Genomic DNA, 13719 nt, shown 5'->3' with positions numbered 1-13719 from the left:
GATTATGCGTAGGAATGCAAGCCGGAGATCACCAGGTTGATCACGATTAAGTTGATCATGATGATGACAAAACCGCCAACGGCCAACCAGGCAGACTTGAGGCCATGCCAGCCGCGGGACAGGCGCAGGTGAAGGTAAGCGCTGTAGAATAACCAGGTGATAAACGCCCAAGTCTCTTTCGGATCCCAACCCCAGAAACGCCCCCAGGCTTCATGGGCCCAGATCATGGCAAAGATGAGCGCGCCCAGAGTAAAAATCGGGAAACCGATGGCAATGGCCCGATAGCTCACCTCATCCAACAGTTCGGGATTTAAGTTTTTCACCAGCGGATACAGGATATCTGTCAAGCTTTTACGCGCGATCAGGCGGATCAGACCGTACAGAATCAATCCGGTCATGACCGACCAGATCACCGAATTCAACTTTCCGGCCGCCTGCTGGCCTTTCATCCAGGCGGGTGCCTCAAACAAAGGCTGGGTAAGTCCTAAAAACGGATCCATGTGAATCACTTTACCCTCATGCGGGCCGGCAATCGGTGGCAACTGATATTCCTGCACATTGGGCTGGCCGTCCACCTGATGCGAAAATTTGGCTTCATACCCCAACGCGCCGAAAGTGAAGTTGATCAGGCTGAAGCCGACAAACATCAGCACAACCACCAGCGTTGTTTCCAGCCAAAAAGCATTCCAAAAACCAGTTTTTCCTTTTTTCTCTTTACCCACTCGCCCGATGAGATACATCAAACCGGCGGCGAAACCGACCGCAAAAGCTCCCTGACCGAGGGCGGCCGTGGTGACGTGGATATACAGCCAGTGACTTTGCAGGGCCGGAATGAGCGGCTGGACATCCCGTGGAAAAACAGACGCGTAAGCCAGCAGTATTACCGCAAGCGGCATGACAAACGCTCCCAGTACGACGGAACGGTAAATGAAAAAGATGACGATAAAACCGATCACAATGGTAAAACAGAGAAAAGCCGTAAACTCAAACATATTGCTGGTGGGAAAATGGCCGCCGATCAGCATGCGGGTGATGATGAACAGCACCTGAAAAACAGCCCCGGTGATGGCGATGCCCACCCCGATATTTCCCCATCGGCGCACACGGGCCTCATCTTTTTTCTCTTTATTACCGGAAATCCCCATCACAAAGGTAACCGATGACAACAGATAAAGAATAAAGGTGGCATATAAGAGATTCTCCATCAATTGAACCATTTCGAATTTCACTCCTAGTCCTTCACTAACGTGAGCGCAATATCTGCCCGCCGGGCCGCTTGTTGCAACTCGCGCCGCAAACTAAACCAGTTTTTATTGGTATGCGCACCGATATACAGCATTCCATCCTTCCACCGGGCCCAGACACGGCGATGTTGCCAGTAGAAACCCATGACAAGCCCGATCATCGAAATGATACCGCCAAAGAAGATGACCGGTAAGCTGCGGTCTTTTCTCACCATCAAGCCGGATTCATTCACCACATTGATTCCGGCCAGGTCGATCGCGTATTGGTTTTCTTTGGTAAGACTGTCCAGGTTTTGCCCTGCGATCACCCATGAGCGCTCTCCCTGGCTCTCTCCTTTTTCCCTCACCTCAAAGATGAAGGCCGGCTTGTTGGGTTCCTGAGACTTGGTCACCGGACGGTTGTTTTCCAGAGCGAAATCCGGATAATACTCCAGTACGCGTACCTCCAGGTTCCCACCCACTTGATAAACTTGGTTGGGATTTAAATCATATAATTTTACGGTAAAAGTTCCTGCTTGTTTTTGGGTCTTTTTCTCCGTCACTTTTAACGTGATCGAATCCAGTTGCCCCGGTTCAAAGTTGGATTGGAAGAGAGACAGGCCTTTGTATTCCAGCGGATGGTTCACCAGGATCGACTGTTTGTGAACCGGTTTCAATTCGCCCGTCTTGGGGTCTTTTTCATACAAGACCGCATCGGTCTGGTACTTCTTGACCACCGGGCCTTCGACATTCAATCCTTTGGGAATCTCCTTCTGATCGTACAGCTCCGCAAAGGCTCGTTCATTCTTCACATAATACTCGGTTTCCGGCACTTTCTTGATTTCGCCTTCACGAATCCAGATAAACTCATCCAAATACCAGCCGGGAATATAGCGCAGCACAACGCCGAACAAAAAAATAATCAAGCCGATGTGATTAATATAAGGTCCCCAGCGGCTGATCCGGCCCTTCTCCGCCAGAATCGCATCCCCGTCCCGGCGCACATGGTAAAGCTTTTTCGCCAGGGAGTCGGCGAGACCATTTAATTTGGCCTCTTTTTCCGCTGCGTCGATCTCTTCCCGGTGTGAGATCCGCTGCTTGGAAATAAAATCGGGGCTTTTGATCACCTGCTGATTCTGCAGCGCCTTATACAGCGGGATTACACGGTCCAGACTGCAGACGACCAGAGAGATGCCGATCATCGCCAGCAGGAGGAAAAACCACCAGGAAGAGTACATATCCGAAAGTCCAAGTTTGTAGAAAAGCTCCCCGTAAATCCCGTATTGCTCGGAATAATAGGTGGCGGGATCACCGGAAATGAATTTTTCTTGCGGAAAAATCGTGCCCACCGCAGCGGCGATTAGCGTAATGATAATCAAGATGATCGCCACTTTGACCGAAGAGAAAAAGTTCCACACCCGGTCAAACAGCGCGGACTGAAACGCTTGGGAACGGCGGGCCTTTCCCTCGTAGCGCATCTCTTTTTCGATCGTTTCCTTATTTATTAAGGCTTCATCAAGCGGTTTCCCGCAGCACTCACAAAGAATTGTACCAACGGGGTTGTTGTGTCCGCATTCGCATTTCGTATTTTCAATCATATCCTGCAATTCCCCCCGTTTCAAAACGAGTGCGATTAAAATGGAATGGATTGACTCCAACCTTATTATAGCTTCTGCGAATCCTTCATCAGGTTAAGTAATTTGAAGATTGTATGAAAAGATACGTTCCTACCGGAGTAACTGCTTCAACCGCTGAATTTCCCCGGGAGTCAGCTCGCGATAGCCTCCAGGTTTAATCCCGTCCAGGGTGAGAAAGGCCAGGCGGGTGCGGATCAGATGCAAAACAGGATGTCCCACCGCTTCACACATCCGGCGAACTTGCCGGTTGCGTCCTTCATGGATGATCAGCTCGATTTTCGACCTTTTCTCACCGGCCTGAAGCAGGCGGACGCGGGCCGGAGCCGTCCAGCCGTCTTCCAGCTTCACTCCTTTTTCCAACCGCTCCAGGCTTGCCGGATCCGGCTTTCCGCGGACGGTCGCAACATACACCTTGTCCACTTCATACCGGGGATGGGCCAGCCGGTTGGCCAGATCCCCGTCATTGGTCAACAGGAGCAATCCTTCCGTATCGTAATCCAATCGGCCCACCGGATAGACCCGTTCCGGAATCTCGCGGAAATAATCAGCCACCACCCTGCGCCCACGGGGGTCTGCCATGCTGGTAATCACGTTTTTTGGTTTATAAAAAAGAAAGGTTCGCTTCTTCTCTGCTTCAATCCGCTTTCCCCGCACGTCGATCCGGTCCTTGGCGGGGTCCACTTTCACGCCCAGTTCGGTGACCACCTGACCGTTCACTTTGACCAGGCCGGCTTGAATCAATGCTTCACACTGGCGGCGCGATGCCACTCCCGCCCGGGCCATCACTTTCTGCAGTCGTTCCATCATTTCCACCTCTATGTCATCTTACCCGTTTCAACTGTCCGGCACAAGCGCACAAAGTGAGACGGTCATGACCGGATGACACAACCCTGGATGAAAGTTCGCTCCGATGCATTGACAGATTGCTCCACCGGAAAACTAATTCCACTCATTCTTGTCTATGTTGCAAAGAAAGCAAACTCACTAGTTGAACAACCTAAAAATCAAAGGCAAATCGTGCAGGGAGGCGGTGATTGGTCGAAGTGCCTTTAAGGCCGTACCCAGCGGAGGCCCCGAACGAAGGGAGCAAGCGGGTAACGTGTTTGAGCGATAGCGAGTTTTACCCGCACCCGGAGTGAGGGGCGGAGCGGCCAACTTTTGCTTCCCTTGCGGCCTGAAGCGCACGGAGACCAACACTGCCGACCGCCCCGTTGCACAATCAAAGTAACTCTCTTGGACAGAACTCTTCACACAAAAAAAGACCCCATCAGGGTCAGGAGGCAAACACGAGTGAACAGATGATCCAGGAGGCGAGAAAACCGGCCAAATCGGCCCACAGCCCCACTTTTAAGGCGTATAACGAGTTCCGAATGCCGACTGCGCCGAAATAGACGGTGATCACATACAGGGTGGTGTCCGTACTCCCCTGGATGGTCGAGGCCAGTTTCCCGAGAAACGAATCGGGACCGTGCGTGCGCAAAATGCTTTCCACAAAGGCAAGCGAACCCGCTCCGGAAATGGGCCGCAATATGCCGATCGGCAGCACTTCGGTCGGGATATGGAGCCAGGCGACAAGCGGGGTCAAAAACTTCAGGTAAAAATCCAACGCCCCCGTATCGCGAAAGATCGCCACGGCCACCATCATGCCGACCAGGTGCGGAATCAGCGACACAGCCGTGGGGAAACCTTCTTTGGCTCCCTCGATAAAGCTCTCATAGATCGGGACCTTGCGGAAAACGGCATAAAGGGGGATAAATACCAGAATCGCTGGCAACATCATTTTTGAAATAAACGAAATCGCTTCATACATGTGATTTCCCCCTTTCCTTTTCCACAGGCTTCTCTAATGGTTTTTAAAAACCCGCCTCCGGTAATACCGGTCCAGCAAAACGGCAATGGAGGTAGCAATAAGGGTTGCGAGCAAGGTTGGCCCGATAATCTCCGTCGGATCGGCGGAACCGTGTTTGAGGCGAATGCCGATGATGGTGGTCGGAATCAACGTCAAACCCGAAGTATTGAGCGCCAACAAGGTACACATGGCCGGCGTGGCCGTTTTGGGATCGGGATTCAGCTTTTGCAGCTCCTCCATCGCTTTGAGTCCCATCGGCGTGGCCGCATTTCCGAGCCCGAAGAAATTGGCGCTCATATTGGACAGGATATAACCCATCGCCGGATGATCCGGCGGAACCCCGGGAAACAGAAATTTAGCCACCGGTCTCAAGATCTTTGCCAACTTCTCAAGCAAACCGGCTTCCCGCGCGACCCGCATCATTCCCAGCCAAAAGACAAGAATGCTGATGAGTCCGATACAAACAGCAACGGCATCCTTGGCGCCGTTGAGAGCCGCGGTGGTCACCAATTCAACCCTTCCTTGAGCCACCGCGGCCACCACCCCGCTCAAGATCATAAACAGCCAAATATAGTTAATCACCAGGCTCCCCCCTGTCCCATCACACAGACCAGTACTTGTTTCCAGCTGGACAGTACGGATGACTCCTTCACATACCGGGTCAACAGAGGAATCGATCCAATCAGCTCTCCATCCAGATAGATGCGGGCACTTCCCACTTGCATCTGCTCTCTCCGGACCAATTTCAGCGGATAGCTGATTACCGGCTCCACCGTGATTTCCTCTTTCTCTTCTTCCGTCAGTGGATACCGAAACGTGGTCCCGGCTACGATACAGAGCTGTTCCTCATCTTCATTCTCATATGTAGTCTTGGAGATCACCTGCCCTTTTTGGATGACGGGAACCAGGTCAAAATGCTGAAAGCCGTATTCGAACATCGCCATCGAATCTTTCCAGTCATCCCCGTCGTTTAAAGTGACGGTGATCAGCTGCGCTCCGTTTTTGGTCGCCGAAGAGACGAGCGTCCGTCTTGCTCCCTTGGTAAATCCTGTTTTCACCCCATCGGCCCATTTGTAAAACCGAAGCATCTTGTTTTTGTTGTAAAATTTACGATGCCATTGTTCCCCCGGCCAGGGAACGGTCTTGACATCCGTTTTCACAATTTCCCTGAAAATCGGATTTTTGAGCGCATAAGCGGTCAATGTGGCCAAATCCCGCGCCGTCGAGTAATGATCTTTCGCGTCCAGTCCGTGCGGGTTGGCAAAGTGGGTATTCCGCAAGCCGAGATAAGCTGCTTTTTCGTTCATCATGTAGACAAAGCCTTCCATTGATCCCCCGATGTGTTCGGCGATCGCCATGGCGGCATCGTTGCCGGAACGAAGCATCAACCCGTACAAAAGAGTCCCGAGGGGCACCTTTTCCCCCAGCTTCAGGTAAATCGATGAACCTTCGACCCCCACCGCTTTGGGTCCTACCGTTACCACATCGTCCATCTTTCCGTTTTCAATCGCAATGATGGCCGTCATAATCTTCGTCAAGCTGGCGATCAGCATCTTCTGATCGGCATTTTTTTCGTACAGCACCCGACCCGAAGCCGCATCCATCAGGATCGCCGCTTTTGCCCCCGGCGCCAGGTCCGGTACAGACGGTTCATGCTCCGGTTCCGCCCGGCCCGTGTTCCAAGCCGGGGTGATGATGAGCGCAGACATGAGCAAGAGCATGGCTATGCGCAAAAGCTTTTTCATTCCTCCACCCCACCCGCACATTTTGGGTTTGTACCAAATATATGCGGATAGGACGAGTATATGAAAAAAACGACACTGCTTTCTTCCAAGCTGTGCCGTTTTAGGGCATGATGTCAGATGCAATCATTCAAATGGCCCGATGTGTCCTTACGCTCGGGAGAATCCTTTTTCCGGTTCTTGAGCGTGTTCTGAACCCGCTCCATCAACGAAGGAACCAGATCAATCAACTTATCGTAGAGGTGTGTTTCCTTTTCCATACTCACCACTTTAATTCCCTGTTCGCCTCCAACAACGATAAACGCAACCGGAGTGATGGAGATCCCTCCGCCGCTGCCTCCGCCAAACGGGAATTTGGAACCCTGGATTTGCCCTTGATCTTGCCCGTGGTCCCTGGCACGGCCAGGATCACTTCCGCCATCCTCATAGGTTCCTCCCGTGAACTCGCTGCCCCCTGCGGCAAATCCGAATCCAACCCTAGAGACGGGAATGATGATATGTCCGTCCGGGGTTTCCACAGCATCGCCAATAATGGTGTTGACATCCACCATTTCTCTGATGTTTTCCATCGCTGTTTTCATCAAGCCCTGAATGGGGTGGTCTGCCACTTCCGTTCCCTCCCTTGACGCTTATGAAGTAGTAAACGTTTAATGCCAAGGATAGCATGCCCAAGCCGAAAGCGAATTATGCTGTGAAAATGCGTTTGCAACACTGCATGATGAAAGGCCGGATCCACTGACAGGCGCGGCGGTTCGTCCCAGCGCGTATAACTTCCCAAAACTCCCACCAGCGTCGTTTTGATGCCCCAGGCGATCCCCGTCAGCACTCCGGCTTCCGCCGCATCCCCCGTTCCGAGGGTCGTTCTCCATTCCAGCTTTTCACAGGTCACTTTGCTCAAAAACCAGCGAACCGTTCCGAAGAGATCATCTATATCGCGAAGCATCCGTCGATAGACAGCCTTTCCTTTCCGGATGGTTTGCCGTGTTACCCGAAACCGTTTCTGTCTGTTGAGATCCGGTGTGGCCACTGATTCCGCCTCTGCTTCACTCTTCAGTCCCATCCCTCTGCCCAGTCCTTCCCATTTCAATTGGGGGAACTTCATGTGAAAACGGAGAATGCCGCCCAAAGCGGAAACCTTGATCTCGCTCCGGTCATTTCCGGCTTCACGCTTAAAAATAATTTCGATCCGAACAACAATAAACCAGCTGATCACAAAAAAAACGAGCAAAATCAGCAAAATCACTGCGATGATCAGAAAAAGTATCAACCCCAACCACCTGCCATTATCCGGTAGTTTTGGCAAGTGGATGGAGTTGTATACAAGTGGGCTTGATTCTTGTTGTTCGTACCTGTGCGGGAGAATTGTTCCTGTCGGACTCCCAACCATCTTTTTACTCCCATGTTTTGGTCCAAGGATCAAAAAAACCGGGAAGCCTCTTTTCCCGGCGAAATTTACTCTTGCGTTGGATTCATCATACACGCCCGAATCACATCGGCCAATTCCCGGCAATCGAACGTCGACCGGATTAACGCCTGTAAAATCATCCCGTGATCCAGGCGGCTCCAATCCAGATGATAGCCGGCATTCAGCCCCAGGGTCCGGATAAATTCCCGCAGCGCCCGTCCGTTTCCCTCCCGGAACGGATGAAGCACATTCAACTCGCCCATGTAGAAAGCCGCCCGGTCGGCAAACTCCGCTCCGTTCAAACCGCTCAAGCACCGCTCCTCATGCAGTTGCCGAAACAAGGCCTCGGCTGAGGGCACAATATACTTGGCCTGGGCAAAAGTAAACGTCCCTTTGGCAATGTTCTCTTCCCGGATTTTCCCGGCAAACGGATACACATCCTGAAAGATGTAATAATGGATCTTTTGCAGATGCGGCAAATCAAACGCACCCTCGATAGGCCGTTCGATGAGTTCCGCAATCCGGATCCCGGTCACTTTGATTTCATACTGAAGCAACTTCTCCTGATCCCGGATATTCGCATGATTGACCAGTACGCCCGTACCCGGATAACAGTAACGCGACTGGTCGGATCCATAGCGGGAATGATTAACCAATGTCCGCCATCTCCAAGGCCCGTTTTAAAAATTCTTTTCTTGAAATTTCACCCCGCAGCTTCGCCTTGATCAGTTCTTCATCCTGCTCGGACATCTCCATACCCTCAATGGCGAGCGTCGCCTTCGCCTGGCGGACCATTTGCTCAATCTGGTCTTCCGTTCGTTTGATCGGTTTCATGTTCCCTGATACCCCTCGCTCATCTTTCTCATTTATAATCATATTCGAAGGAATGGCGATCTTACAACATCATGATCAAATAATCAAGAGGGTGCCCCTCAGCACCCCCCTCCCGGATTTCTATCACCAGTTTTTCAATCGGCAGCCCTTCTTATGTACAGTTGCCTTAACCGAATATATCAAAAACCTTTCCCCGGATATAAGTCACTCCGTCTCCCATCTCCACAATCTGGCAATCCAGCATTTCGATCTTCACTTCCCTGCCGCTGGATGTCGACAAGCTCAAATTGCAAACTTTCCGCTGCGTCGGCTTATCATCCAGATAGCAAATCACTGTAACATCCGCATTATTGCGATGATCTTCTTCCGTAAGCCTGGATTCGCTGAGCAATTGGTATTGAGGCTGAGCTTTTAAGTCTTGCATGAAGTGATTCACACTCTCGCATTTGCCGTCGACTCGCAACCTCAACAAGAAAATCACTCCTCTTTTTAATCAAAAAATAAAAACTCTTCTAAAAAACTCGGTCGAATCGGTGATGTTTGCCTCTCTGTAATTATTATTATAGTAAATCGAAAAAATATTTTCAAATTTTTAGATATTTCATAGCAAAGTTGGAATCCCTATAAATCCCCCTATAAAAGGAGAAAATGAGTACCCGATTGCAAAAAAATAACCTGTTGGGAAGAAAATTTTCGAAAAACGACCCATCATCCACACGAAAGACCCCGATTTTGCGAAAAATTTTTTTGTCTGATTTCCGGCAAATCTTCATGGCTGCCTGGTTCTTCAAAAGAAAGGGAAAAATCCGGTTGCAAGATTCAAAAGAGGATGTTATAATGAAAAAAAGCGATATTATCGAGATTAAATTCACATGTTATCAGGGGAGATACTTGTAACGTGTATCTCGTGATAGCATGTGAATTTTTTTTCGGTAAAATCGATTCATAAATTTGGAGGTATTTTTCACATGAACAAAGTAACAGGTACAGTCAAATGGTTCAATGCAGAAAAGGGCTTTGGGTTTATCGAAGTTTCCGGCAGTGACGATGTATTCGTACATTTTACCGCCATCGCAGGCGACGGATTCAAATCCCTTGACGAAGGTCAACGGGTCAACTTTGAAATCGTTCGGGGCAACCGCGGACCGCAAGCGGCCAATGTAGTGAAACTCTAAGCACACAAAAACGAAGCTGTTGGCAACAGGCTAACAGCTTTTTTTGTATCTTTTATCAGGAAAAGCGGTCTTCCCGTCACTCCTTACCGGTCATTTGATCCAATAGATGAGCAGCCTGGATTTCAGTAATCTCTTTCGCCAGTACCAATTCACTGATGAACAGCTGCTTCGCCTGATTCAAGACTCCTCTTTCGGCAAAATTCAGGTTCTTATTTTTGCTCCTATATGCCAAATCACGGATAACCTCTGCTTCATCCTGTATATTGCCTGTTTTAATTTTCTCCAAGTAAATCCGATACCTCTGATTCCATTTCACAGATGAATCCAATTCTTCTTTGGCTGATTGGCTTAATATCTCATCCAGCGTCATCGGATCCGCAACGGGACGAATCCCCAAATCGGACGCTTTCCGGACCGGGATCATCACCTCCAGCTGAACCACGGGCATGTGAATCATGTAGTAATACTGTTTTTTCCCAAGTATCTCCTTCTCCTGGATCGCTTGGATCACCCCTGCCCCATACATGGGATACATGACCTTATCTCCAACCTCAAACATCCATTCACCCCCGCCTGACTATGTTTCTTTAGCATATCATACAAGGGACTGTTTTTCAAATAAATTATATATTTTACTATGGACTAGAGGAAAAAGTCAATATATATGTTGGCATAGATGAACACCTCTGTACAGATCGAAAAAGTTAGCGAAGATTAGTGTGATTGGAGCAAATACAACCATCGAGAGCGAGCAAAAAAGTTCGACTGGAGCTATCATGAATTTTTTCAAGGGATCAGGTCGATAGCCTGACATGGTTGGAGTTCGTGTGGGTGGGTTCCATGTTTCGTTAAAGATTTCAAAGACAATGAAATAGATTTCGGTAAGGCAAACATAGCACCCTTAGATCGAGGTCTGTTAATTGTGTACGACTATTCAACGAAAGATCCTCATTTTCTTAAATAAGCCGAGACGGTCCTCATCCTCGCGAACCGATTCACAATCTTGAAGCGAAAGTTGGTAAGCCTGCAAAAACTTGATTATTTTCTTTGGATAGGTGATCTCTTTTCGTTCTTGACTGGGAATATGAATCACTATGAGCTTTCGTTCAGAGGCGTTGTACCAAAACTTGATTTCCATGGCAGTACTCCTTTCAATCGTTCCACATCACCGATTACTTCCTGAATAAAATGCACAACTTCTTTTTTGAATCTCTGGAAACAGAGATTCTTTTTTTAAGCGAACGGGTCAAAAACTCTTCCTACGTACAATGTTTTCCCTTTCCATCTCTACACAGAGCACATCCAGCATCGGGATTTCGATCACAACCCCGTCCTTTGTTTCCATCCGTACATGATCAAGAGTTCGTCTCTCTTTCAGGCTTCGCTCTTTTTTTCAGGGTTCGGAACCATCGCTCAATGTAGGCACCGGCGTCGGGATTGTTGTAACCCGTCCGCTCTTGCTTGATTCCTCCGTCTTTCAAGGCTTTGACATACCGGCGGCTGGTCATCTGGCAGCCATTGTCGCTCCGGATGGTGAGGAAAGAAGCTCATCAGTTCTGCAGAACCGTGAGAACGAATAGCCGACGATCTCCTTGTCGTACGCGTCAATGACAGCAAACAGGTAGCCCCATCCGTCTTTACCACACCAAATCTTTGTCATGTCGACTTGAAATGTTGGTTAGAGCCGGTGACCGGGATCCGGCCCGATTGCTTTTTTCTTTTCGCTGTCCCCCTGCGGGAACGAGTCAGCAGCCCCAACTCTTTCATGATGCGGTATACTCGCTTATGGTTGACACGAAGCTGATACCGCTTGTACAGCCAAACCCGGATTCGGCGGTACCCATTGGTCGGAAACTCTCCGCAAAGCTCCTGGATTTTCTGACGAAGCGATGCTTCGTCAGCGCGTTCCTGCCTTTGGGGCTCATATTCCTTCAGAAGAGCATACCCATACGTGCGGTTGATGCGAAGGGCGGATGTAATTTGGGGGACCGAATACCCCTCGCTGTGCAGGATCCGGACCAGATCCCTTGTCTTTACCTTCGGCCCCAGTTCGTCTTTTTTCAGAGAATCTCGATTTGAATCTCCTTTTCCCCAATCAGCGCTTTGGCTTTTTCCAGTTCCTTTTCGAGCTCTTGTTCACGATTGGAAACCCCGGTTTTCAAAGCTCCGATCGCCCCTTGAAGAAAGGTTTCACGCCATTTGTAATACTGCGTTTGCACGATTCCGTATTCTCTGCAAATCGCCGAGATGTTGGCCCCATGTGCCATCCCGGCCAGCACAATCTCCATTTTTTGCTCAGCAGTCCATTTTCGCCGCCCCATAAAAACGACCCCTTTCTGCTCCCCTTCATTATACTCTATCTGAAGTCTGTAAGCTTGTGGGGTCATTATAAAATATTTATAATTATCCTTCATACTTATATCCGGTATATTTATTACGAATATTTAATTCATTCAAGTTGAAATGCGAAAAATGATACAAGTTAAATTCACTACATGTGTAATGGTACGTGTAGACCATTATGAAATCCACTTTGTTAAATTAAAAAAAATTTTTCGTCGGAGTGATGCGATGAAAGGAGAGGAATTATGCTATATCAAGTATACGCAAGTAAAAATAATGTAGTCAGCGATCCCCCTAATGACTGATTACTCACGAGACAAAATTGGAAAACCTAGCACAAGCTATCATGTAATAATTAAACCTTTATACAACCCAGTAGTCCAAAATACTTTGGAAACTGGGTTTTGTTTATTAGTATATTTACTAGCTTTTGAGTCGACGAAAATGTATTACCACTAAACATTGCGTTAAAGAAAAAACTCGCCCTTCGTGAACAAAGGCACGATATGGTAATCGATCAAAAATACTGCTTCGGACGGTTACTAGGCCACTCTCCAGTTCGTAAATAAACAGATTTTTATGATCCCCCAGCTTTCCGGTTCAAGTCTCCAAGTCGATGAATCTGCACCTGTAAAAAGTTTCACAAAACGGATGCTACGCTCCCCCTTGCCCGTGGTTTAAGTTCGCCGAACAGACATATTCGTGGGATAAATCCCGATGTCCCCGCGAACTCGGAGAACGGTGAACGTAAAGCCGCGCGAGAGTAGCCAAGAGCCATGACAAACACTATCAACTTGTACACTTTCCCAAGTGGGGTTTCATATCGTTACACAATTGGAATCTATTTAGGAGAACGGAAGTCCTTAAAATAGTCTTAAGAATCGTCCGACTTCCTTCGTAGCCTCACGGAGAAGGCCAGCGAAGATACCAACAAATAATATACCGGATATTGTCCCGCTTCACTCGAAATATCTCGAATACTCATGCCGATCGCCTTTAATTCGTGTAATTTAATCACATCCCCATTCCCTATCATAAAACTCCCTCAGAAGAAATTGTCATTTCATTCGAAGGGAGTTTTTCAACGGAAGTTGTTCAATCCTTTTTTTGGTGATTCTGATTCAATTATATCCCGATGGTAACATTACACAATTTATACAGAATTAACACGTAAAAGTGTTCTACAAATAAACGATTAATTACTATTCTTGAAAAGACATGAGCACAAATTACATAATGGCTTCGGTTTACATATCATTCTTGTGAAATCAATTATTCCATAATTATAGTCTTTAAAGTTCCTTAGCGGCGTTAGGCGATCCGAAAAGCAAACAAACCACTTTTTCCGTCTGGTTTCTGAATCCGTAGGAAATCCAAAATACCTTCCGTATAGTCGGACTACATTACTATCGATAATATAGCGCCCCAATTTAAAATGCGACGGTTAGATGTGTAGAGCTCTCCGGTTTTGATAGAATTCTGCTTAAGGAGGAACCGGAGATGAAACGTCG

The 13719-nt window shown here is 48.5% G+C and carries 16 protein-coding genes; 1 reads left to right on the top strand and 15 read right to left on the bottom strand.

Features of this window, described 5'->3' with window-relative positions; all coding sequences use genetic code 11:
• Positions 1–2 precede the first annotated feature (2 nt).
• The 11 genes from ccsA to BMW55_RS10055 form a co-directional block, all read right to left on the bottom strand.
• A complete protein-coding gene (ccsA, locus tag BMW55_RS10105) occupies positions 3–1217 on the bottom strand; it encodes a cytochrome c biogenesis protein CcsA (protein ID WP_089968964.1) in 1215 nt (404 codons plus the stop codon).
• Positions 1218–1231: 14 nt separating this feature from the next.
• Positions 1232–2821 (bottom strand): cytochrome c biogenesis protein ResB, encoded by a 1590-nt coding sequence (gene resB, locus BMW55_RS10100; RefSeq protein WP_139179481.1) that lies wholly within the window; start codon positions 2819–2821, stop codon positions 1232–1234.
• A 129-nt stretch (positions 2822–2950) separates the two neighbouring features.
• Positions 2951–3664: a pseudouridine synthase gene (locus BMW55_RS10095; protein WP_089968321.1), complete on the bottom strand. Its 714-nt coding sequence runs from the start codon at positions 3662–3664 to the stop codon at positions 2951–2953.
• A gap of 469 nt (positions 3665–4133) precedes the next feature.
• On the bottom strand, positions 4134–4670 hold the full coding sequence (locus BMW55_RS10090; protein ID WP_089968318.1) for a spore maturation protein: 537 nt from the start codon (positions 4668–4670) through the stop codon (positions 4134–4136).
• Between the two features lie 33 nt (positions 4671–4703).
• Positions 4704–5291, bottom strand: a complete 588-nt coding sequence (locus BMW55_RS10085; protein WP_089968315.1) for a nucleoside recognition domain-containing protein — start codon at positions 5289–5291, stop codon at positions 4704–4706.
• Positions 5288–6454 (bottom strand): D-alanyl-D-alanine carboxypeptidase family protein, encoded by a 1167-nt coding sequence (locus BMW55_RS10080; protein WP_244527531.1) that lies wholly within the window; start codon positions 6452–6454, stop codon positions 5288–5290. The genes BMW55_RS10085 and BMW55_RS10080 overlap by 4 nt, the downstream gene beginning before the upstream one ends.
• A 113-nt stretch (positions 6455–6567) precedes the next feature.
• The gene (gene ytfJ, locus BMW55_RS10075) at positions 6568–7059 is read right to left on the bottom strand and encodes a GerW family sporulation protein (RefSeq protein WP_089968313.1); all 492 of its coding nucleotides are present in this window, start codon (positions 7057–7059) and stop codon (positions 6568–6570) included.
• Positions 7032–7718: a DUF2953 domain-containing protein gene (locus BMW55_RS10070; RefSeq protein ID WP_170839861.1), complete on the bottom strand. Its 687-nt coding sequence runs from the start codon at positions 7716–7718 to the stop codon at positions 7032–7034. Before BMW55_RS10070 ends, ytfJ begins: the two co-directional genes overlap by 28 nt.
• A 185-nt stretch (positions 7719–7903) precedes the next feature.
• Positions 7904–8512 carry a Fic/DOC family protein gene (locus BMW55_RS10065; protein WP_089968308.1) on the bottom strand — a complete coding sequence of 203 codons (609 nt, stop codon included), beginning with the start codon at positions 8510–8512 and terminating at the stop codon, positions 7904–7906.
• The gene (locus BMW55_RS10060) at positions 8505–8690 is read right to left on the bottom strand and encodes an antitoxin VbhA family protein (protein WP_089968305.1); all 186 of its coding nucleotides are present in this window, start codon (positions 8688–8690) and stop codon (positions 8505–8507) included. The genes BMW55_RS10065 and BMW55_RS10060 overlap by 8 nt, the downstream gene beginning before the upstream one ends.
• A gap of 166 nt (positions 8691–8856) precedes the next feature.
• Entirely contained in the window at positions 8857–9162 is a 306-nt protein-coding gene (locus BMW55_RS10055) for a hypothetical protein (RefSeq protein WP_089968302.1), read from the bottom strand.
• A gap of 496 nt (positions 9163–9658) precedes the next feature.
• Here BMW55_RS10055 and cspD point away from each other — a divergent pair, with 496 nt between their 5' ends.
• A complete protein-coding gene (cspD, locus tag BMW55_RS10045) occupies positions 9659–9865 on the top strand; it encodes a cold-shock protein CspD (RefSeq protein WP_089968294.1) in 207 nt (68 codons plus the stop codon).
• A 76-nt stretch (positions 9866–9941) separates the two neighbouring features.
• Here cspD and BMW55_RS10040 read toward each other — a convergent pair whose 3' ends face one another.
• From BMW55_RS10040 to BMW55_RS10020, 4 genes are all read right to left on the bottom strand, one after another.
• On the bottom strand, positions 9942–10424 hold the full coding sequence (locus BMW55_RS10040; protein ID WP_089968291.1) for a CarD family transcriptional regulator: 483 nt from the start codon (positions 10422–10424) through the stop codon (positions 9942–9944).
• A gap of 375 nt (positions 10425–10799) precedes the next feature.
• Entirely contained in the window at positions 10800–11003 is a 204-nt protein-coding gene (locus BMW55_RS10035) for a hypothetical protein (RefSeq protein ID WP_089968288.1), read from the bottom strand.
• 518 nt (positions 11004–11521) lie between these two features.
• Positions 11522–11800, bottom strand: coding sequence for an IS3 family transposase (locus BMW55_RS19825; protein ID WP_425283848.1), 279 nt, complete (start codon positions 11798–11800; stop codon positions 11522–11524).
• 125 nt (positions 11801–11925) lie between these two features.
• Entirely contained in the window at positions 11926–12186 is a 261-nt protein-coding gene (locus tag BMW55_RS10020; protein WP_170839860.1) for a transposase, read from the bottom strand.
• Positions 12187–13719: the final 1533 nt, after the last annotated feature.

Origin of the sequence: Lihuaxuella thermophila, assembly GCF_900110165.1 — a bacterium.
GTDB lineage: Bacteria > Bacillota > Bacilli > Thermoactinomycetales > Thermoactinomycetaceae > Lihuaxuella > Lihuaxuella thermophila.
Note: the sequence above shows the minus strand (reverse complement) of the source record. Positions and strands in the feature narration are given on the sequence as shown.